Origin of the sequence: Pseudoalteromonas sp. BSi20480 (assembly GCF_000241365.1) — a bacterium.
In the GTDB taxonomy this organism is placed as follows: Bacteria; Pseudomonadota; Gammaproteobacteria; order Enterobacterales; family Alteromonadaceae; genus Pseudoalteromonas; species Pseudoalteromonas marina.
Genome location: NZ_BADX01000166.1, coordinates 195,293 through 216,406, shown reverse-complemented (window position 1 = coordinate 216,406; position 21,114 = coordinate 195,293). Strand labels below are relative to the sequence as shown.

Genomic DNA, 21,114 nt, shown 5'->3' with positions numbered 1-21,114 from the left:
TTCGCTTATAAAATGGCCTTTAAAAAGTTTATTGTTTTAAATATTAATCATTACCTAATACAAATCATGTTTCTTCCTTGCGATTTAGCTTTGTACAAAGCGCTGTCGGCGGCACACATTAATGCTTCAGATGTTCTATATTGGTTATTGTATTCACACGCTAAGCCTTGGCTAACACTAATTTTAACGTTGTCAGGTAGGCCTATTTCTCTAAAGTTTAAATTTAAAATTCTATCTTGAATACGCTTGGCTATCATCTCAGCGTTTGAAATATGAGATCGCGGTAATACCACGGCAAACTCTTCTCCACCATATCGGGCAACTAAGCTGTCTTTTGACGGCAGGCATTCTTCAATTGTTTTTGCTACTTTTTGCAAGCATTTGTCACCTTTTACATGCCCAAAGTTATCGTTAAATAATTTAAAATAATCAATATCAATCAATATAAAACTTAATGGTTGCTTGTTCATTAGACATGTTTGCCAATCTTTGTGGATTGTTTTTTCTAACGTTCCACGATTTGCAATACCCGTTAGGTGATCGAGCTTTGAAAGTGTTTCGAGTACTTTATACTTTTTTATGTGTTTAGAAATGTCATGCATGATGCAAATAAATAAAGGAGTATTATTAGTTGTTGCTGGTGGAATGCATGAAACCGAAAGTTCTACATCTAAAAAGTTACCATTAGCTTTAATTATTTTTACTTCTTTGGGGCCATGATTTAGCGGCGTTTGATAATTGTTTTTCCAACTTTCAAACATGTATTCGTAATCGTCACGGTATTGCTCTTGTAAAAAATGCTGCCACTTTTTACCAATTAATATATCTGAAGGAACATTAAAAAATCGTGCAGCTACCGGGTTTACCGATTCAAAAACACCGTGTGCATTCACAATAAATATAGCATCGGCCATCACGTTAGTGACATTAATAATCGCGCTTATTTTTTCATTGTTAACACGCTCAGAAAGGCTGTTTACTAATGTTGATACAGCGATATTTTCGTTATTTAGTTTGCTGTGTTGATTATTGTTAGACATGGCAGTTGCTCATTTTTATTGTTAATGAAACTTGATGTCTAGCAGTGTATTCAATTTATGGGTTTTAAACCTTTCGGTAATCTTCTTTTTTAAGTTGTTGTTTTATTGGTTATTATTGGTTGATAGCTAAGGGGGGTTATAAATTAATTACACAGGCATAAATTAGTCCTGTGCAATTTAAAAATAAGTATTACTAATTAGAGTTCTTTTTCATTCTTAACTTGTGGATCAGCGCTTTCATATTTATTGCCATTACATTCAACGTTAAAAATTAAGCATACAGAGCCATTATTTTCATCTGTGTCGGTAATGATAATTGTGTGGCCGTTGTCACTTACTTTATAGCTGAAGTCTTGGGCGCATGGTTTTTGTGTGTCGATATCGGTGATAGTAGCGCCAGTAAATACGAAACCATTTTGAATTGTGGCGTCGTCTAAATTATAGTTGCCAGCGGTTTCAGTTCTTACAACACCACCGCCAGTAGCGGGTTCGCCATTTTTTGTATAGCTAAAAATAGCTTCACTGTTGTTAAGTTTAATATTTACTTGAAAGTCGACATTTTCTAGGGTGTTATTCATATTATTTCCTTTATGAGTAATTATAGTTGGAAGTTCGTAATGCCTAATTTAACTAGGCTTGTTTTTATTTCTGATATCTCGTCTTCCCTGTTTAAACAGGTATAAGCTTGTACTAGTGGGTATGTTATTTTTACGCTCTGACTTATTTTTGCAGCTTCAGAAATAGCTTTGATAGCGCTTAAGCAAAATTGCTCTCGCTGTTTATTAGTTGTAGCTAAGTTTGCTTTGATTAAGTTTATTCTTGTATATACTAAGTAATCACCAGTTTTAGTTAGGTTGGATAATTGATGTTTGTAGTTTTCATTATTCTCAAGCTCAGTTAATAACTTCTGCGCTTTGAGTGATGATTGTCTATTTATAAAATATTGAATCAGTGTAATTTGTGTATTAATAGTGCTGGTATTTTTAAAATTTTGAGATTTTAAAAAATTAATTATTTTTTCAATTGTTGAGTCAGTAGCTTCATCAGTAGATAGCATTAGTGAAAGTGCTAAAGAGCGATAATACATAAGCTGAAATTTATTGTTTTTTTGGATCTTGTACTAAAGCTTCATTGATAACTTGATTAGCCAAGCTGGCTTTTTTTATGTGCCATCCGTTTATCACTCAAATAGCTCAGTAAATAACTTTGTTGCATATATAGGTTTGCTGATGTGTAAAAAAGGCTTGCATCACTAGGGTAGTTAGCAATCAATTTTGTGATTACTTTAACTGCAGCTTCTAATATATTAACTGCTTCATTAAAGTTACTTAGCCTCTCTTCTGTTTTTGCAAGCCAACTAATTGTATCGGATTTATCTCGAAGTAAGTCTTTGTTATTAGGTTTCAGTTCAAGCGCTTTATTCTTAAGTAAAAGTGACTCTGCAAAGTTCTTTTTTGCAGCGCTGTAGTTAGATTTTTTTATGTATAAAGAACCTAAAGAATTAGATGAATACGATAATTCCATAATGGAGTTAAAATCATTGGCTGCCAGCGCATACATTTTTTTACTGTAATCGTGGTATCTTTTAAACATTTGCTCAGTAGCTTGATGATCATTTTGATCATAAGCTAATTGACCAAGCCAAAAGGCATTGGCGCCTGCAAGCGTGAGTAGCTCTAAGTTGTTTGGCTGAATTTTTAATAATGCCTCAACGCGAATGCGGGCGTTTTCAAAGGCGGTTAAGGCCTCAATGGTTTTTCCGCGCGAATAGGCCACTTCCCCCATGGCCTCAAGGGTTTGTGCGTACTGAAAACGGTTGTTAAATTGTGCTTTATTATTGCTAAAGCTAAAAAGTGAACTTGAATCGTCAGTTTGATCAGTAAAATACTCAAGTGCTTTATTACTAATACCATCAAGTAAGTCCATACGTTCAACGCTACGTAATTTATCCGCAAAGTCGCCGACCATAAACCCTAGTAAGCTTTCGGCCTCTTGGCGTTTTTGCTGTGCTAGTTGCTGCGCTTGAAAGCTGGTAACACTCATTAATAGGGCAACACAGGTAAGTAAACAAAGCAAAGCGACAGTGCCACGTTTTATGGTTGTTTTTGTTTTACTATGCTTAAGAGAGCTGGTTATAAGGGCGTGTTCGTCATCGCCTAGTTCGAATGTGTTGTCGTTCAATAAGGTAACGGCCTCTTGCAGCGGTTTTCCTGTCGCAAGGAGGTAAGCATTACTTTTACCTTCATCTATCCAATTTTGTGCTTGGTGTTGTAAACGGCTTTTTATTGCTAATGAATCTTTGTGATCGCTTATCCACTGCTTTGCGCGTGGCCATTGACGCAATAATGCTTCGTGCGCAAGGCTAAAACAGGCTTCGCCATTTTGTAAGTGCGATACAAATAAGCGGCTATCGACCATGGCTTGTACAAGTTCTATTTGGCTAGTGTTAGTTAATGCCTTCCAGCGGGCTGCGCGGCTAGTAATAGTTTTACCATCAGGGTTTAGCGTTATTAATTGTGATAACACGCTTTTTAGTTGCAGTTGTTGTTTGTTGCTAAGGCCTATAAATACATCTTCTGCTTTTTTGCCTATGGCGCCCTCAATACCGCCAAGTTTTTTATACACACTGTGTAACAACTCATTATTATCACTGCGCTGTAAATACAGCTCTTGCAGTGTGTATTGCAGCATGGGTAGTGCATCGGGATTGTTGGCGGTATCGGCGCAGAGTATTTCATCCAGTGGTGTTTGGGTTTGTGGGTCATGTGAAAACGTTAAATTAGCGGTTATTGCTGGCAAGCGAATAATTTGTTGTAGTTCGTGCCTGTTTGGTGGTGTTAAGTCGTAATGCGCGCCATTAGCTTTGCCAGCCATTAGGCTTGGTTGCTCAACCACTAAAGGATAAAAATCGTTTCTGCACGCACTAAATACAATCACCGCTTTAGACGTTGCTAAGCGCTCAATAACTGATAAAAATTGGCTACGTGTTTCATCATCAAATAAAGGTGATGAAAGTAGGACCTCTAAACGATCTATGAACAAAAATAATTGCGGTTTGTTAAGCGTTGGTACTGTTTTAGTTAGGGCATTTGTTAAAGTATGAATAACGTTATTAGTGTTTTGCGTTAATTGCTGGGCGAGTGCTTCGGCGCTTAAACCATCAAAGACAGGCAGGTTATTTATATCCCAATCAAGCATGGCAGACGCTAAGTCTAAATAAAGCCGGCTGTGGTCAATATCTGCAAAATCTAGTTGAGTATACGAAACAACACCAATCCCGTTGTAGCCGCGCTCATCAAGCAGTTTAGGTAAAATGCCTGCGTTCACTAAGGATGATTTACCGGTACCACTTGGACCTAAAATTAAGCAAAAAGCGCGACCAAAATTCACTTGGCTAGCCACTCTTTCCAATAAAGTGGTAATAGCCTGATTTCGGCCAAAAAACAGGTGATTATCGGTTGTATTATAAGCGCTTAATCCTAAAAAGGGAGAGCCGCCTTGCCAGCTTGTTACTTTGGGGGCTTCTTCACTTAAAGGAAAGTCTAACTTTGCAATAATACGGTAGCCACGTTTTCTTATTGTTTCTATGTATTGGGGTGCACTTGCTTTATCGCCAAGAGCTTTACGTAACTGTGTGATTGTTTTATGTAACGGATTATCACCTACTTCAATATTTTTCCAACAGTGGTTAAGTAGTTCGTCACTGCTAACAAGCTCCCCTTTTTTTGAGCATAAATAGATCAAAACATCCATGGCTTTTGGTTCTAGCTGCTTGTTTTTACCAGCATGTTGAATGCTGTTTGATAGGGGGCTTACCTGCCAATCGCCTAAATAAAATGGGCTGAGGTTCATAGTGACTCATTGTTGTTTTTGCTGATCTAAATATGTATCGGCTTGTTAAGCTGTAACTTGATAGTACAGAAAAAATGGCAAACCAGTATGGCTTTTAGTCAGTGGTGTTGAGTTATTTTAACGCCAGCCCTTGGCTAGACCAGCGTTGTATTTACAGTTATAGGTCGTTTTTATTTATGGTAACAACACGTTGCGGGAAAGGAATTTCGATATTGGCGTCGTTAATGGCTTTGTACACTCCACCGTTTATAGCTAACTTTGTTTCTATAATTTTCGTGGTGGGTACCCAGTATCGGTAGCTAAGGGTAACACCGCTATCGGCAAAGCGCTCAATGCCTATTTGCGAGTGCGGGTTTTGAGCAACTAACTCGTGTGCGTTGAGTACCTCTTCAATAAGATTAATTGCGGTATCAGCACATGCGCTATAGGCAATATCTATTTCACCCTTAACTAACGAGTAACTAAATGAGTTATGAATTATTTCGCCCATTATATGTTTGTTAGGAATGGTGATTTCTACTTTTTCTTCATCTATTAAAATGGTGTAGCCAAGCTCTATTGTTTTAACTTGACCGCTTACATTTTTAACTTCAATGGTATCGCCAACTACAAAAGGGCGTGTAGCGATAATGGCAAGGCCAGCACCATAATTAGACAGCATGCCCTGTAGTGCTAGACCTGCACCCAAAGAAGCTGCACCTATTGCCGCCACAAAGGGAGTAACACTTATCCCTATCTTGCCAAGCGCTATAATAATAACCATAACAATAAGCAGTACTTTTACAACACTACTAACAAAGTTTGTAAGCGTAATATCCACATTATGGCGAGTCATTAAATTGGCGACTATTTTAGATAGTTTTTGTGCTATCCAAAGGCCAATCAACAATATAAAAACAGCCCCTACAATTTGCATGCTGTAGGTAACTAAATACTCAGTGAGCATATTGTAATACTTTTCAAACTGTTCGATTTCAGAACTGATCATTATGGGCTCTTAACTCGTGTAATTAAATTTTTGTAAACTATAGCAAACTGTTTACTAAAAAAGGATAGAGGAGTGGGACTATTATGGCCGTTAGCAATGCGCTGAGCGCCATAGCTACTGATGAAAATGCACCTATTTTAGGGTGTTCAGCAAGAGCCGCTGCTGTCCCAATAGCGTGGCAGGCCGTCCCCATAGCAACCCCTTGGGATTCATGACTGCCTATTTTTACTAATTTAAACAGCATGAAACCAAATAATGCCCCTAATAAGCCAATAAAAATAACTATAGCGGCGGCCAAAGAGCTGATCCCCCCCAACGAATCTGTAACAATTAACGAAATAGGCGTAGTGACGCTAAGTGCCGCCACAGAGGCACTTAACTTAGAAGGAACCTTAAAAAATACACTTAATAAAAAAGCCACAAAAGTTGCATTTACAATACCTAAACTGCAAGTACCTAGTATGAGTAATAGATTTTTACGTACGTGAATAAACTGCTGATACAAAGGTAGCGCTAATGCGACAATGGCGGGCTCTAAAAGCCAGCTTAGTAGCTGGCTATGATAAGCAAACTTGGAGTAAGGCAGGTTTAAGTTAATCAATAACAAAGCAATAACGGCAATACTTAAAAAAACAGGGTTTGTAATTGACTTTAAAGCACTGCTTTTCATGCGTACGTTAAACGCCCTAAGCAGTAAAAACAAAGCAATAATTATAGGTACACACAACCACCAAATGTCAGGCTTTAATTCAGTCATTGTTTTTTCTGCTTTTGAAAAAAACCATCACTGAGCTAACTAGTAATAATGTACTTGCTGGCACAATAAAAATAACAGACATTAAAAAAGGCCAATTAGATTTTATAAGGTTTAGGTGTTCAATAAAGCCAACGCCAGCGGGAATAAAAAAAATAGGCATAACATTTAAAATTGGAGAGGCACAAGGCTTTAGGTGTTGCTCTTTTACTATGCCTGCTAGCAGCAACACCAATAAAATAACCATAGCGAGTAAAGGTGCAGGAAAGCTGCCTCCTGTATAATACATAATAAGTTTAGCGCAGGCTAAACAAAGCAAAATGATTGCGCTACTTAATAGGTATTTCATCATTATTACTCAATTTAATAGGGTGCATTTAGTTTAACAATCAAAAACAGTGTGTACATTGTGCCTTAGTATTACCGATATTAATGCATTACCACCGTTTGGCGTTGTTGTATTTTATATCGGATTTACCTTTTGCTTTTGCAATGGCTTTTTTTGTATTTGGGTTTGTTAGTAAACGAATTTGACTCCAGGTTTCTTTTGCGAGTATTTTTCGTTGCCGTGACTTGTAGCTTAATTGAGTAATACGTTTAATGGCAGCTAGGGTATCGGGTGAGCGTTCAAGCAATGTACTCAGCAGTGTTTGGGTTGCAAGTTCGGTGTTGTTTGTTAGTTGTGTGACCAGTCCAAGCTCGTTTGCTTGCTCTGCAGTTATAGGGTTTGCATGGCTTGCAAGTAAAAGTGCTTGGTCGCGTTTAACAAGTCCGCCCATCATTACATTTGCCCCCATGTCAGGGCAAAGCCCCCAGCGAGCTTCCATTATGGCTAGCTTGGCGTCATTGTGTACAATTCTGTAATCTGCTCCTAACGCTATTTGTAACCCTCCTCCTAAGCAGTTGCCATTAATCTGTGCAATAACAGGTACGCTTAACGACTGCCAGCCCAGTACTACTTTTTGCGCTAAGTTTTGGTTGCCGGGTAACCACTTAAACAGTAATTTTATGATATTTAAAGGTGAGGCCATAACTGCGGCAATATCAAGCCCTGAACAAAAATGATCGCCATCCCCCTTTATAACTACCGCACGAATAGTACGATCCTTTTTTATATTTTTAATCGTGTTATTTAACGACATAAACATGGCAAAGTTTAATGCGTTTTGTTTATCAGCTCGACTCAAGGTAACCGTTGCAATACCGTCTTGCTTTTCTAGTTTTATCATTATTAACTCCTCTGACCTGTTGCTTGAGCTTATGCGGTTAGAAAGGTGAAGTAAAGTGATGTAGTTTTTAAAATAGATTGAATTTATTTGTAAATGAGCAGTCTGAATTACTTGGTTTTATTTTGATAATTAACAAAGTGTGGTTTGAGGTTAAAAAAGTCAGGTTTTTAAACGCTTTTTTATCAAATAGCTAATCAGATTTGATAACATACCGCCAATTATTAAGGTTAAGGTTACGCAACTATGTCGGGTCCACGTTTATTTACAATCGAAGAAGCAACACATCAAGCTTATGATATTTTTTTAGAGTTAGCACCGAGTAACTTAAGTGATGATGACGTTGAAAACTTTAATGAGTACCGAGAAGATCTTGGCTTTATTGAAGAAGATGAACCGGACGACCAGTGGCAAGATTTTGTTGCGCTTGAAATTGAGCCAGAACACTTTATTCAAGTGCTAGTGGGTTTAGAGTTTGATAATGAAGATGTGCTATTTGCAAAAATTTTAATTAGCCGTGATAAAGACGCCCCGTTTTGCCATATTTTATGGAAAGAAAGTGAATAAGCCCTGCTGTTTGTTTATTTTTGATTAAGTGGCGAGATAGAATTTTGCGTAAGTATTTATTTTTAATTTTTATTTTAATTAGTGGCTCTTGCTGGGCTGTTGATCCATTTGAAGATTTTCATGAGTATGGGCAGCTTTCTGACGAAGAAATTCATGATTTACACAAAGGCGAAATGCTTTACGGCGATACTGAGTTTGGGTTTATTTTGTCTCGGGGAAATATCAATTCAACCAGCTTTAAGCTCAAAGGTAACCTTTACCAAGATTTTGAAAAGTGGCGAAACCAATTCAAAATTGACTCCCTTTATAAGCGCGACGAAAATGACGACACTGGAGACAGCGATGTAACTGCAAACCGTGTGTTTGTATCTGCACAAGGTAACTACAAAGTAGGCGTTAAAAATTCATCGTTTTTTATTTATGGCGATTACGAGGAAGATCAGTTTAGTGGCCTTAAATTTAAAAGCACCATTGCAACAGGGTATGGTGCGCGTGTTTATCAGGGCACTAAGAACAAAGTAGATATTGATATCGGGCCTGGTTTGTACCGTTCGGTAGCTGATGAAGACTCAACGGTGAGTGAAAGCGAAGAAAGTAAAACCGGTTACTTACTTCGTGTTGCTATGCAATGGGAGCGACTGGTTTCAAAACGCACACGTTTTAATCAAGATGTGAGTATAGAGCAGTCATTGTCAGGGTTAAATTCACGATTAAAGTCTGAAACTGCGCTGATTAGTCAGGTTATAGGGGCGGTGTCTCTTAAGTTTGCTTATATGTATCGTTATAATTCAAAACCAGAAGATGATAAACTTAAGTTTGATTCTGAGCTCAGTGCTACTTTAGTGTATAGCTTTTAAGTATTTATTTAATTAGAGAATTTTATGTATCAGCATAAACAGTATGCGGTGTTTATCTTTTTTGTTTTGACCTGGATTGGTGGCTTTGTTGCTTTAGCATGGAATTTAATTGGGGCAGATTGGCCGTTAATTATTTTTGCAGGTGTATTGGTACTGGTGGGCTTTTTGTTTCATGGCTTAACAGTTAAAGTAAACGATAAAACAATTAGCTGGGGATTTGGCCCTGGTGTGGCAGGCCAGCAAATTACGCTTAGCGATATTTCTGAGGCGAAAGCAGTTCAAAACTCTTACAGGCATGGTATTGGTATTCGTATAACGCACGATGGGTGGGTTTATACTGTGTCTGGATTTAGTGCTGTTCAGCTAACGCTTAACGATGGCACCTTGTATAGAGTGGGTACAAACGACCAACAAGGGTTACTAGACGCACTAAAAAAACAAAACGTACCAGTGGCACAGCCTAAAAAGCAACAAAGTGACTCCAAGGTGGTTAAACGTAATAATATGATATAAAAAAGCGCCTTAGGCGCTTTTTTATAAAAGGTTTTATTAGTGGTCGTGACCACAACCACCTTCGCCATGTACATGGCCATGGGTAAGCTCATCAGCTGTTGCATCTCGTACTTCAAGTATTTCAACATCGAAGTTTAGTGTAATACCTGCAAGCGGGTTATTGCCATCAACAATGACCTCTTCATCTTGAATATCAATAATCATTACTGATTGGTCGCCATCATCTGTTGATGCGCGAAATTGCATACCCACTTCAATTTCCATACCATCGAACATCGACTTTGGTACAGCTTGCATTAGGTTGTCATGGCGTTCACCGTAACCATCTTCAGGTTCTACTTTTACGCTTAGCGTGTCACCAGGTTGCTTACCTAGTAGTGCGTTTTCAAGGCCTGAAATTAGATAACCAGTACCCACAATAAAATGTAGCGGCTCACCACCGAACGAGTTATCAATGCTGTTACCATCATTATCCATCACTGAATAATGCATTTTTACCACTTTGTTTGCCGCAACGATCATAGTCATTCCTATTTATTCATCATCTAAAGAGTAGGGCAGAGGCAGAATGTTTAGCTCTACCTGAGGCGCGTGTTTTGCACGAAGTACTTGCGTTGTTTCAGTATCGTTTGGCAACACAACAAGGCCAGTTAAGATCTTTGTTTTTTCATCAAAGCTTTGCGCAATAAGCTTACCAGCACGACGCCAGTTTTCACCCAGTTGTACTTCAAGTTCGGGTTCGTCCAGCATGCTTTCGCTTTGGCCTGATACGATATACATGGCTCGCTTATTTTTACCAAGGTACTTCATGCGGGCTACAGTTTCTTGCCCTGTATAGCAGCCTTTTTTAAAGCTGATTCCACCAATGGCTTGTAAATTAACCATTTGCGGCACATATTCACCAATTGCATCACTGCTCAGCTGTGGCTCGCCAGCTAAAATTGCTGCTTGCTGCCATGGTGCATCGTTATCAAGCGTTAAAACGCTATCCGGGATTGCAAACTGACTGTCAACCATAAGCAACACTCGGTTATCAGCCAGCTTCAATGCTTTACCGTTATCAAAGTCACACGCTATTATATTGTCGTCAAAAGCAATACCCAGCTCTGTTAAAATCGTAGATAAGTCATCACCAATAAGGCCAATTAACCGGTTTGAAGACGCACTTATGTCTACTTTTGCAAATACTGCGTATTTCTTTAGCTCAACTAACGATTGCTCTACCTCAGCACTACTGCCAGATAAGTAGTAACTGTCTTGGTGAGAAAATAGCTTAAATACGCCCCAAAGTTTTCCTTTGGCGCTACAGTGGCCGGTCCATAAAAAATTGCTGTTGGTTAGTTTATTTAGATCTTGAGTAATTTGCCCGTGCAGATAAGATAATTTATCAGCACCTGTAAGGCTAATAAGTTGGTGAGATAACGGACATGCGTAAACGCTAGACATAAAAACCTTCTTTGCAATACAAATGAAGTGACATAATAACGCAGTTGCTACGTATGGTACAGACAAGCACCCGCAGGGGTGTATTTATTTTATAGTTGATTAATAGCTGCTAAACCGGCTTGTGTTTGTTAAACTCGAGTCAATTCAGTATGAGGTTTAAAATGGTTGAAATTCATAGTAAAGCACGTATTCGTTGGGCTTGTCGTCGTGGTATGTTAGAGCTAGATGTTTTGTTTATGCCGTTTGTAGAAGAAGCATACGATTCTTTAAATGCAGAGCAACAAGCTATTTTTCAGCGCTTGTTAACACAAGAAGATCCTGATCTATTTGCATGGTTTATGGGCCATGAAAAATGCAAAGACGAGCAGCTAAATAGTATGGTACAACTCATATTAAACAGAGTTCGTGTATAGGTTCACTGTAAAAAATAATAAAGCAGACCACAAACCCATTGTGGTCTTTTTTTGTGTGCTTATTTTAATAATGTGTTTATTTTTAAGCTCTTTTTTGGCAATCCTAATATGTATTTTTGCCAACCTGATAACCGGGGTTTTAGTCTGGCGTAAAGTAAAAGCCTGCCAACCGCAAATGGGCGTGATTATTTTAGAGCCTAGTTTGTTTAGATTCGAAAATGACGTACATAAAATAGAAGGGCAAATAGGTCCAAAAAGCAAAGTGTTTATGGGCAGTGTTTGGCTATTTATAAAAGGATTTAATAACAACCATTGGCTTATTATTTCAGCCAATGGTGTTGATAAGCAAAGCTATGCCCGATTAAAACGAGCTGTTTTGAGTGCGGTTAATGGCGCTCAGGGGTCAAAATAGTGGGGGTTGGGTTTTCGTTTTGCTCAGGGTAATCAATTGTGTAATGAAGCCCTCTACTTTCTTTTCTTTGCATTGCACTTCTAATAATTAACTCTGCTACTTGCACTAAATTACGTAGCTCAAGTAAGTTGTTACTTACTCTAAAGTTAGCATAATAGTCGTGTATTTCTTGTTGCAGCAACTCAACCCGATGTAGTGCGCGCTCTAAACGCTTAGTTGAACGAACAATACCGACATAATCCCACATAAATAGGCGTAGCTCATGCCAATTATGCGTAATGACTATTTCTTCGTCCGAGTTAGTTACACGGCTTTCATCCCATTGCGGCAAGGTCATGGGTTCTGGTGCATGTTCAATTTTACTTAAAATATCTTTCGCTGCAGCATGGGCAAACACAATGCACTCTAATAATGAGTTACTTGCCATTCTGTTTGCACCGTGCAGGCCGGTGTAAGCTACTTCACCAACTGCATACAGATTATCTAAATCTGTTTTACCATTAAAGTCAGTCATTACACCACCGCAAGTGTAGTGTGCGGCAGGGACAACCGGAATCGCTTCTTTTGTAATATCTAACCCAACACTCAAGCATTTTGCATAAATGGTAGGGAAGTGCTCAATAATAAATTCTTTATCTTTATGGCTAATATCTAAGTAAACGCAATTAGCACCTAAGCGCTTCATTTCAAAATCGATTGCGCGAGCGACTATATCACGAGGGGCTAGCTCTTCACGTTCATCAAAATCTTTCATAAAGCGAGTGCCATCGGGGCGTTTTAAATACGCGCCCTCACCGCGCATTGCCTCGGTAATTAGAAAGTTTTGTAATTCAGGGTGGTATAAGCTGGTGGGATGGAATTGATTAAATTCCATATTAGCCACTTTACAGCCAGCTCGCCAAGCCATAGCAATACCGTCACCGCTTGATACATCAGGATTAGATGTATATAAGTACACCTTGCTTGCTCCACCGGTCGCAAGTGCTACAAATTTAGCCGATATAGTTTCGACTTTTTTAGCTTTTTTGTTCCACACATACATACCCTCAACGTGTGTTCCTGCTTTGCCAGTATTTTTATCAGTAATTAAATCAATTGCATTGTATTGCTCAAGTAGAGTGATGTTTTTATGTAATTTCACTTGGCTTATTAATGTTGTTTGAACGGCTTTACCAGTCGCATCGGCGGCATGCAAAATTCGACGATGGCTATGACCGCCTTCTCGCGTTAAGTGAAAACGCTCTTTGCCTTTGCTATCAAATTCCATGTCAAAAGGCACACCTTGGTCAATTAGCCATTGAAGGCAATCGTGTGCATTACTTGCTGTATAGTGAACAGCTTCACGGTCACATAGGCCGCCGCCAGCATCTAAAGTATCTTCAACATGCGATTCAATACTGTCATTTTTTTTATCAAATACTGCGGCTATACCACCTTGTGCATAAAGTGTAGAGCCTTCGGTAAGCGCGCCTTTACTAATAACGGTAACGTTACAATAGTTAGCTAGTGATAAGGCAAGAGATAAGCCAGCCGCGCCGCTTCCGATAATTGCGATATCTGCGATGTGATGTTTATTTTGGTTCATGTCAGGGGTACTTTGCGGTTACAATGCTTAAATAAAGCAGTATTTGTTTTTAATATGTGTAGTTGTATCATATTTGTCATACCACTATGTAGTGATTTTAATGGCTTAGCGCCGTTATTTATGAACTATTTTATATAAAAATAATATTAAGCAGAACTTTTTATTCATGTCGCGGTCAGAGTATTTGTGAACAATGGCGATAATATGAATAACAAGCAAAAACCAGACATAGGAGTACCGGCTCGAATGAGCGAGCAGGAATTGGATTTAGTGCTAGTAAGAAGAGTGCAGCAGGGCGATAAAAATGCCTTCAATCTATTAGTAAAGAAGTATCAAAACAAAATTGCAGGTTTGATCTCTCGTTATGTATCAAATCAAGGCGATATTGCTGATGTAGCGCAAGAAGCTTTTATAAAAGCTTACCGTGCACTTCCCAACTTTAGAGGCGACAGTGCTTTCTATACTTGGTTATACCGTATTGCCGTTAATTGTGCTAAAAATTATTTAGTTGCTCAGGGGCGTAAGCCGCCAGCTAATGATATTGACGCTGAAGAAGCTGAATTTTATGATTGTGGTGACTCGATGCGTTCAAACGCATCACCTGAAAACCTTTTATTAAGTGAAGAGGTTCGCGCTGTAATTTTTAATACAATTGATAGTTTGCCTGAAGACCTTAAAACCGCAATAACTCTCAGAGAAATTGAGGGTATGAGCTATGAAGAAATAGCTGTGGTAATGGATTGCCCTGTAGGCACAGTACGTTCGCGTATATTTCGTGCCCGTGAAGCAATTGATAACAAATTAAACCCATTAATAGGCGAGTCTTAGTATGACAAAAGCACACCTTAACAAGTTAGATAACGAATCGTTATCTGCATTACTTGATGGCGAGCAGCACCTAGCTGATGCAAAAATTGCAGAGCAAGATGTTTCTACGTTTGGTCGTTATGCGTTAATTGGTGATGCAATGCGTGCTCAAAAAAATAACCACGACATCCATATTAATATTAGCGAACGCGTTGCTCTAGCACTTGAAAGCGAGCCTGTATATGCTGACTTTACCCAGTCGAAAGCGCAGTCTAAAGTGGACGATAAGCCAGAACAGAATAACGTAGTGGCATTTAATTGGCGTAAGCCTGTTGCTCAGCTTGCAATTGCCGCAAGTGTGGCAATGTTTGCGATTGTGGGAGTAAGCACGTTACCGCAAAGTGATCCACAGCAAAATGAAATCCCATTACTGCAAACAACACCGTTAACAGGTATGGCGTCACCAGTAAGCTACTCATCTGCGCCCGCTCTTGAAAACGCAGAGCAAGGTTTACGTGAGTTGCAACAACAGCGTATTGGCGCGTTAGTATTAGAGCATCAACGTCAAGCACGTGTTGCTAACTCTCTTCAAACAGCGCAAAATGAAACAAAAGCGCAAGAGGAAAAAAACTAATTAAATGAAAGTAATCACTTTTGTTCTGTCGTTGGTATTGAGCTTTACTGCAGTTGCCAACGACACAAATCCTGCCAAAACGTTATTATTAGAAATGGCTAATGCTGTTCATAATCGTAACTTTGATGCCTCGTTTGTGGTTGTTAAAGGTAAATCAATGGAACCCTATCGATGGGTGCACGCCAAACAAGGTGAAACTGAACTCGAACACTTAAGTTTGCTCAATGGCGCAGGCCTTGAAATGATTAGAGTCAACGACCAGGTAACTTACTTTGAACCTCAGTCTGAACCTTATTCACTAAAAACAGACTCTATTGCAGGGCCTATCCCAGAAGTACTTTTTAAAGACATACAACGCTTAAGTGAGCACTACGATTTTGTACTTGGCGGAAAAGGGCGTATTGCTGGGCGTGCTGCACAACTTGTACGTATAGAGTCAAAAGATGAGCACAAATATAACTACTGGATTTGGCTTGATATGGAATCGGCGCTGCTATTAAAAGCTGCTTATGTAAACCATCAAGGAGAAGCTCTTGAGCAGCTTCAGTTAACCCATATTAGTGTGACTGAACAACCAGCTCCTATGCTATTAGAAGTGTTAAATCGAAATTTTCCTACACCCTTACCTGAAAGCGAGTTGGAAGGAGTTGATAATTCGTCAACTAACTGGAAAATAAGCTGGTTACCTGCCGGTTTTGAGCTACTCAAATCGGACAGACACAAGCTAGATTTGAATAATGAGCTTACGGATTACTATCTATATTCAGATGGGTTTGTTGAAGTGTCGGTATTTATTCAGCGACCACTACCTGGTAAACGTTTAAGTGGTGCACTCACCTCTGGCGCTACAACGGTTTATGTGCATAATGGCGGTAATTTTGATGTATCGGTTGTTGGTAATGTGCCAAGCCTAACTGCAAAGGCAATAGCCGAATCTGTTACGCGCGCTTTATAAACGATTCGTAAGGATTGTTATGATTGAACAAACCCTCACTGTTGTGGCCCTTAGTGGTCACACGGCTCATTTAGAAGCCGAGCAAAAGCAAGCTTGCGCTGGCTGCAACGGTCGTTGCGGCTCCCAAGTATTTAGTAAATTATTTGGCACTGCAAAAAAAACACTCCCTTATAAATTTGAGTCCCCTGTCGAAATAGGCCAGAAGATCACTTTATCCCTTGATGATAGCCATATGGTAAAACACGCATTTGCTGTGTATATGCTGCCGCTTTTTTTAAGTCTTGTTTTTGCACTTGCTACGTCTGAGTTATTAATAATGGGCGAAGTGTGGCAAATATTTGCAGCTGTTATGGGCGGTGTTTTGGGGTTTTATATTGCAAGAACACGTGTTAAATCGCTCAGGCACGATATAAAAGTAGTAAAAATTCACCCAATTAGCATCCCTTTAACTCAAATAGATGGTGATTGACGCCAATTAAATGTAAAATTGGCGTTTTATACCCAAGTAACTTGGAAATACAGGAAGCTGTGATTTAAAACAATTTAATAAATGTTAACCAGCATGGTTGCTGTGTGAGCCGTTATTGATTGTTTATATCATTTTTCGTCATTATGTATGTTTTGAATTAATTAAAAAGCATGCTAAAACAAGTATTTGCAAGTCACTTAGGTATCCATATTTAGTCCTTTAAATAAGAAGTATTGAACTCAGTTTATGAAGCATATCCGTAATTTTTCGATAATCGCCCATATTGACCACGGTAAATCGACCCTTTCAGATCGTTTGATTCAAGTTTGTGGCGGTTTAACCGACCGTGAAATGCAAAAACAAGTTTTAGATTCAATGGATATTGAGCGCGAACGTGGTATTACCATCAAAGCGCAAAGTGTAACGTTGAACTACAAAGCAAATGACGGCGAAACATATCAACTTAACTTTATCGATACCCCAGGGCACGTTGACTTCACCTATGAAGTATCGCGTTCTTTAGCTGCATGTGAAGGCGCATTATTAGTTGTTGATGCAGGGCAAGGCGTTGAAGCGCAAACTTTAGCAAACTGTTACACCGCAATTGAAATGGACTTAGAAGTAATTCCTGTATTAAACAAAATCGATTTGCCACAAGCAGATCCATTGCGTGTTGCTGAAGAAATCGAAGAAATTATTGGTATTGATGCTTTAGACGCTGTGCAGTGTAGTGCTAAAACAGGTGTTGGTATTGCCGAAGTACTTGAAATGATCGTCAAAGACATCCCGCCGCCAGTTGGTGAAAAAGATGAGCCTCTACAAGCGCTAATTATTGATTCATGGTTTGACCCATATCAAGGTGTTGTATCGCTTGTGCGCATTAAGCACGGTGAGCTACGCACGGGTGACAAAATTAAAATCATGTCTAACGAGCACATTCATACAGCCGATCAAGTGGGCATATTCACACCTAAGCAAACCAATACAGGTATCTTACGTACCGGTGAAGTAGGCTTTGTTATCGCAGGTATTAAAGAGATTCACGGTGCACCCGTTGGTGATACGATCACACATCAAAGAAACGCAGCACCAGAACGTTTACCTGGCTTTCAGAAAATTAAACCGCAAGTATATGCAGGTATGTTCCCAATTGCGTCTGACGAGTATGAGTCATTCCGTGATGCGCTTAACAAGCTAAGCTTAAACGATGCGTCTTTATTCTTCGAGCCAGAAAACTCAACGGCACTTGGCTTTGGTTTTCGTTGTGGTTTCTTGGGTATGCTCCACATGGAAATTATTCAGGAACGTTTAGAGCGCGAATACGATATTGATTTGATTACAACCGCACCAACGGTAATTTACGAAATCGTAACGAAGGACGATCGCACTTTCCAAATCGATAATCCGTCTGACTTACCCGCAGTAAATGACATTGTAGAAATTCGTGAGCCGATTGTTGAGGCAAATATATTAGTACCGCAAGAGTACTTAGGTAATGTAATTACCCTATGTATTGAAAAGCGCGGTAGCCAAACCAAAATGACTTATCACGGTAAGCAAGTTGCAGTAACGTATGAGTTACCAATGGCTGAAGTGGTAATGGATTTCTTCGATAAGCTTAAATCTACAAGCCGTGGTTTTGCATCGCTAGATTATAATTTTAAGCACTTTCAAACCTCAGACATGGTGCGCGTTGATATTTTAATTAATGGTGAACGTGTTGATGCGCTTGCAATTATTGCTCACAGAGACAGTGCGCAATCGCGTGGTCGTCAGCTTGCTGATGCGCTTAAAGAGCTTATTCCGCGCCAAATGTTTGATATTGCAATTCAAGCAGCGATTGGCCAGCATGTTATTGCGCGTACAACTGTAAAACAGCTACGTAAAAACGTAATTGCCAAATGTTACGGTGGTGATGTGAGTCGTAAGAAAAAGCTACTCAAAAAACAGAAAGATGGTAAAAAACGCATGAAACAAGTAGGTAATGTAGAAGTACCTCAAGAGGCGTTTTTAGCTATTTTGAAAGTTGGCAAATAACAACAAAGGATTATAAATGGCTGGTTACTTTTCAATTTTATTGGTGCTGTTAACCTTAGGCTCAGGCTTAATATGGTTAATAGACCACTTAATGTATGCACCAAAAAGGCAAGAGCGTTTAGCGTTAGCACAAACCTCTGCTGGCGCAAAGTTAGATGATGAAACAGCAGCATTAATTGCACCAGAGCCAGTATTAACTGAAACTGCAAAATCGATTTTTCCGATGATTGCTGCTATTACTATTTTCAGATCGTTTATCTTTGAACCTTTTCAAATTCCGTCAGGTTCAATGATGCCAACACTACTCGTGGGCGATTTTATTTTAGTACAAAAGTATTCATACGGTATAAAAGACCCTGTTTGGCGCACTCAATTAGTTGAGATGGACGAGCCAGAACGTGGTGATATTGTTGTTTTTAAGTTTCCTGGTAATGAAACAATTGACTACATCAAAAGAACAATAGGACTACCTGGCGATAAGGTTGTATACCGCGATAAGCACCTATACATTCAGCCAAAGTGTGCTGAAGGTGAAGTAAGCCGCAGTAACTTACAATGTGGTGAGTACAACAAAATTGACATGGAAGTGAAAGATAGAGGCGAGTTTATGCTAAAAGGCATGGAATCGGTTCGAATAAATGAATCGCTAACAGAAGATGGTCACGATATTTTAATTTACCCTGAGGTTCCAGAGAAAAAAGGTCGCTACTTTAGACAAGCTGGTACTCGCACCGATGAGTGGGTTGTACCCGCAGATCACTATTTTATGATGGGTGACAACCGCGATAATAGTGAAGATGGTCGATTTTGGGGATTTGTACCAAAAGAAAACTTGGTGGGGAAAGCTGTCTTTATATGGATGAGTTTTGAATTTGAGAATGGCCCTGATGATGTTTTACCAGGATGGGTTCCAACTGGTGTTCGCTTTGAACGCCTAGGTAATATTCAGTAACAATGAAAAAAATGTAACAGAGTTATACAACAAAATCGGCTACGAGTTTTCTGATCAAGGTTTACTTGAACAGGCAATGACGCACCGCAGTCACAAAGGTCAGCATAACGAGCGCTTGGAGTTTTTAGGCGACTCAATTTTGAGCTTTGTTATTGCTAATGCACTTTATGCCAAATTCCCAAAAGCACGTGAAGGCGACTTAAGCCGCATGCGTTCAACACTGGTACGTGGTCAAACACTTGCTGAGTTTGGCGTTGAATTTGGTTTAGGTGATTACTTACGTTTAGGCCCAGGTGAGCTTAAAAGTGGTGGATTCCGCCGCGAATCAACACTTGCCGATGCAGTAGAAGCCATTATTGGTGCCGCGTTTTTAGATTCAGGTATCGAGCGTTGCAGCGAGCTTATTTTATCGTGGTACGAATCACGGTTAGATGCTATTTCACCAGGGCTTAACCAAAAAGATCCGAAGACCCTGCTGCAAGAGCATCTACAAGGTCGCAAACTTCCTTTACCAGGCTACACTGTGGTTGATACAAAGGGCCAAGCGCACAATCAAACATTCACGGTTGAATGTATTGTTGATGGAATGGATAGCATAATTTCTGTTGGTAGCTCACGCCGTAAGGCCGAACAAAAAGCTGCTGAAAAAGCATTGAAGATAATTAAAAATGAATCTTGATACCCTAATACAACCTCATGAAGGTGATGTTGATACATTTTGTGGCATGATTGCCATTGTAGGACGTCCTAACGTAGGTAAATCGACTTTACTCAATGAGATTATTGAGCAAAAAGTCAGTATTACTTCACGTAAGCCGCAAACAACGCGCCACCGTATTATGGGTATTCATACAGAAGGTAAGCATCAAGCCGTTTATGTTGATACGCCGGGACTTCACATAGAAGAAAAGCGCGCAATTAACCGCTTAATGAACCGCGCTGCGTCTAGTTCGATTGGTGACGTAGAGCTGATTATTTTTGTGGTTGAAGGAACACACTGGACTGCTGATGATGAAATGGTACTAAATAAAGTATCGCAAAGCGGTAAGCCAGTGATGTTGGTTATTAATAAAATTGACCAAGTGAAAGACCGTGATTTAGTGCTTCCGCACATGAAGTTATTAGGCGATAAGTTTGACTTTGTGAGCATTATGCCCGTTTCGGCTAAGCAAGGTAAAAATGTTGACCTTATAAAAGACGAAGTAACCAAACGTCTTCCGCCATGTGAGTTTTACTTTCCTGATGACTACGTAACCGATCGTTCGATGCGCTTTATGGCTGCAGAGGTTATCCGTGAAAAGCTAATGCGCTTTATGGGTGAAGAGTTACCTTACTCGGTTACTGTTGAAATAGAGCAGTTTAAGTGGCAAGAAAACGGTGTTTGGCATATCAATGGCTTAATTTTAGTTGAACGTGAAACACAAAAACGCATGGTTATTGGTAACAAAGGCGAAAAGCTAAAAGTAATTGGCCGTGAAGCCCGTAAAGACCTTGAAGAGATGCTTGATAACAAAGTATTTTTAGAGCTTTGGGTAAAAGTTAAGTCTGGTTGGGCTGATGACGAACGCGCACTTAGAAGCCTAGGCTATGGTGAAGACTAAAATAGT

At 39.4% G+C, this 21,114-nt stretch carries 22 protein-coding genes and 1 pseudogene; 13 read left to right on the top strand and 10 right to left on the bottom strand.

Annotation, left to right across the window (positions count from 1 at the left end; all coding sequences use genetic code 11):
• Nucleotides 1–50: 50 nt before the first annotated feature.
• From P20480_RS01270 to P20480_RS01300, 7 genes and pseudogenes are all read right to left on the bottom strand, one after another.
• The gene (locus tag P20480_RS01270) at nucleotides 51–1,040 is read right to left on the bottom strand and encodes a sensor domain-containing diguanylate cyclase (RefSeq protein WP_008132794.1); all 990 of its coding nucleotides are present in this window, start codon (nucleotides 1,038–1,040) and stop codon (nucleotides 51–53) included.
• A gap of 197 nt (nucleotides 1,041–1,237) precedes the next feature.
• Nucleotides 1,238–1,618 (bottom strand): DP-EP family protein, encoded by a 381-nt coding sequence (locus P20480_RS01275; protein ID WP_008132792.1) that lies wholly within the window; start codon nucleotides 1,616–1,618, stop codon nucleotides 1,238–1,240.
• A gap of 20 nt (nucleotides 1,619–1,638) precedes the next feature.
• Nucleotides 1,639–4,892: pseudogene (locus P20480_RS01280) on the bottom strand (nSTAND1 domain-containing NTPase).
• A 157-nt stretch (nucleotides 4,893–5,049) separates the two neighbouring features.
• Nucleotides 5,050–5,880, bottom strand: a complete 831-nt coding sequence (locus P20480_RS01285) for a mechanosensitive ion channel family protein (RefSeq protein ID WP_008132787.1) — start codon at nucleotides 5,878–5,880, stop codon at nucleotides 5,050–5,052.
• 37 nt (nucleotides 5,881–5,917) lie between these two features.
• The gene (locus P20480_RS01290; RefSeq protein WP_008132785.1) at nucleotides 5,918–6,637 is read right to left on the bottom strand and encodes an LrgB family protein; all 720 of its coding nucleotides are present in this window, start codon (nucleotides 6,635–6,637) and stop codon (nucleotides 5,918–5,920) included.
• The gene (locus tag P20480_RS01295; protein WP_010555858.1) at nucleotides 6,630–6,983 is read right to left on the bottom strand and encodes a CidA/LrgA family protein; all 354 of its coding nucleotides are present in this window, start codon (nucleotides 6,981–6,983) and stop codon (nucleotides 6,630–6,632) included. The genes P20480_RS01290 and P20480_RS01295 overlap by 8 nt, the downstream gene beginning before the upstream one ends.
• An 88-nt stretch (nucleotides 6,984–7,071) precedes the next feature.
• Complete coding sequence (locus tag P20480_RS01300; RefSeq protein ID WP_008132782.1) at nucleotides 7,072–7,863, bottom strand: crotonase/enoyl-CoA hydratase family protein; 792 nt, start codon at nucleotides 7,861–7,863, stop codon at nucleotides 7,072–7,074.
• Nucleotides 7,864–8,106: 243 nt separating this feature from the next.
• Between P20480_RS01300 and P20480_RS01305 the strand changes: the two genes are divergently transcribed.
• Genes P20480_RS01305 through P20480_RS01315 form a run of 3 tightly spaced genes read left to right on the top strand, consistent with a single transcriptional unit; the run spans nucleotide 8,107 to nucleotide 9,797 of the window.
• Nucleotides 8,107–8,427: an HI1450 family dsDNA-mimic protein gene (locus P20480_RS01305; RefSeq protein WP_006794135.1), complete on the top strand. Its 321-nt coding sequence runs from the start codon at nucleotides 8,107–8,109 to the stop codon at nucleotides 8,425–8,427.
• Between the two features lie 44 nt (nucleotides 8,428–8,471).
• Entirely contained in the window at nucleotides 8,472–9,284 is an 813-nt protein-coding gene (locus tag P20480_RS01310; protein ID WP_008132777.1) for a DUF481 domain-containing protein, read from the top strand.
• 24 nt (nucleotides 9,285–9,308) lie between these two features.
• Nucleotides 9,309–9,797, top strand: a complete 489-nt coding sequence (locus P20480_RS01315; RefSeq protein ID WP_008132775.1) for a hypothetical protein — start codon at nucleotides 9,309–9,311, stop codon at nucleotides 9,795–9,797.
• 36 nt (nucleotides 9,798–9,833) lie between these two features.
• Here the strand turns inward: P20480_RS01315 and P20480_RS01320 are convergent, their stop codons facing one another.
• Nucleotides 9,834–10,319, bottom strand: coding sequence for an FKBP-type peptidyl-prolyl cis-trans isomerase (locus tag P20480_RS01320; protein WP_008132774.1), 486 nt, complete (start codon nucleotides 10,317–10,319; stop codon nucleotides 9,834–9,836).
• A 12-nt stretch (nucleotides 10,320–10,331) separates the two neighbouring features.
• Nucleotides 10,332–11,243 carry a tRNA-modifying protein YgfZ gene (gene ygfZ / locus P20480_RS01325; protein WP_008132772.1) on the bottom strand — a complete coding sequence of 304 codons (912 nt, stop codon included), beginning with the start codon at nucleotides 11,241–11,243 and terminating at the stop codon, nucleotides 10,332–10,334.
• A gap of 161 nt (nucleotides 11,244–11,404) precedes the next feature.
• Here ygfZ and P20480_RS01330 point away from each other — a divergent pair, with 161 nt between their 5' ends.
• Both P20480_RS01330 and P20480_RS18820 read left to right on the top strand, forming a co-directional pair.
• The gene (locus P20480_RS01330) at nucleotides 11,405–11,656 is read left to right on the top strand and encodes an FAD assembly factor SdhE (RefSeq protein WP_006794140.1); all 252 of its coding nucleotides are present in this window, start codon (nucleotides 11,405–11,407) and stop codon (nucleotides 11,654–11,656) included.
• 70 nt (nucleotides 11,657–11,726) lie between these two features.
• On the top strand, nucleotides 11,727–12,068 hold the full coding sequence (locus P20480_RS18820; RefSeq protein ID WP_370587999.1) for a hypothetical protein: 342 nt from the start codon (nucleotides 11,727–11,729) through the stop codon (nucleotides 12,066–12,068).
• Here the strand turns inward: P20480_RS18820 and nadB are convergent.
• Entirely contained in the window at nucleotides 12,043–13,653 is a 1,611-nt protein-coding gene (gene nadB, locus P20480_RS01335) for an L-aspartate oxidase (protein WP_008132766.1), read from the bottom strand. The two genes, P20480_RS18820 and nadB, sit on opposite strands and share 26 nt — an antisense overlap.
• Nucleotides 13,654–13,899: 246 nt before the next feature.
• On the opposite strand from nadB, the gene rpoE reads away from it, so the two are divergent.
• The 8 genes from rpoE (at nucleotide 13,900) to era (ending at nucleotide 21,108) form a co-directional block, all read left to right on the top strand.
• A complete protein-coding gene (gene rpoE, locus P20480_RS01340) occupies nucleotides 13,900–14,481 on the top strand; it encodes an RNA polymerase sigma factor RpoE (protein ID WP_006794143.1) in 582 nt (193 codons plus the stop codon).
• Between the two features lies 1 nt (nucleotide 14,482).
• Complete coding sequence (locus P20480_RS01345) at nucleotides 14,483–15,094, top strand: sigma-E factor negative regulatory protein (protein ID WP_008132762.1); 612 nt, start codon at nucleotides 14,483–14,485, stop codon at nucleotides 15,092–15,094.
• Nucleotides 15,095–15,098: 4 nt separating this feature from the next.
• A complete protein-coding gene (locus P20480_RS01350; protein ID WP_008132755.1) occupies nucleotides 15,099–16,049 on the top strand; it encodes a MucB/RseB C-terminal domain-containing protein in 951 nt (316 codons plus the stop codon).
• 19 nt (nucleotides 16,050–16,068) lie between these two features.
• On the top strand, nucleotides 16,069–16,518 hold the full coding sequence (locus P20480_RS01355) for a SoxR reducing system RseC family protein (RefSeq protein WP_008132754.1): 450 nt from the start codon (nucleotides 16,069–16,071) through the stop codon (nucleotides 16,516–16,518).
• A 246-nt stretch (nucleotides 16,519–16,764) separates the two neighbouring features.
• A complete protein-coding gene (lepA, locus tag P20480_RS01360; RefSeq protein ID WP_008132753.1) occupies nucleotides 16,765–18,555 on the top strand; it encodes a translation elongation factor 4 in 1,791 nt (596 codons plus the stop codon).
• Nucleotides 18,556–18,571: 16 nt separating this feature from the next.
• Nucleotides 18,572–19,507, top strand: coding sequence for a signal peptidase I (lepB, locus tag P20480_RS01365; protein ID WP_008132752.1), 936 nt, complete (start codon nucleotides 18,572–18,574; stop codon nucleotides 19,505–19,507).
• Nucleotides 19,497–20,186, top strand: a complete 690-nt coding sequence (rnc, locus tag P20480_RS01370; protein ID WP_033025865.1) for a ribonuclease III — start codon at nucleotides 19,497–19,499, stop codon at nucleotides 20,184–20,186. The genes lepB and rnc overlap by 11 nt, the downstream gene beginning before the upstream one ends.
• The gene (gene era, locus P20480_RS01375) at nucleotides 20,176–21,108 is read left to right on the top strand and encodes a GTPase Era (protein WP_008132750.1); all 933 of its coding nucleotides are present in this window, start codon (nucleotides 20,176–20,178) and stop codon (nucleotides 21,106–21,108) included. Before rnc ends, era begins: the two co-directional genes overlap by 11 nt.
• Nucleotides 21,109–21,114: the final 6 nt, after the last annotated feature.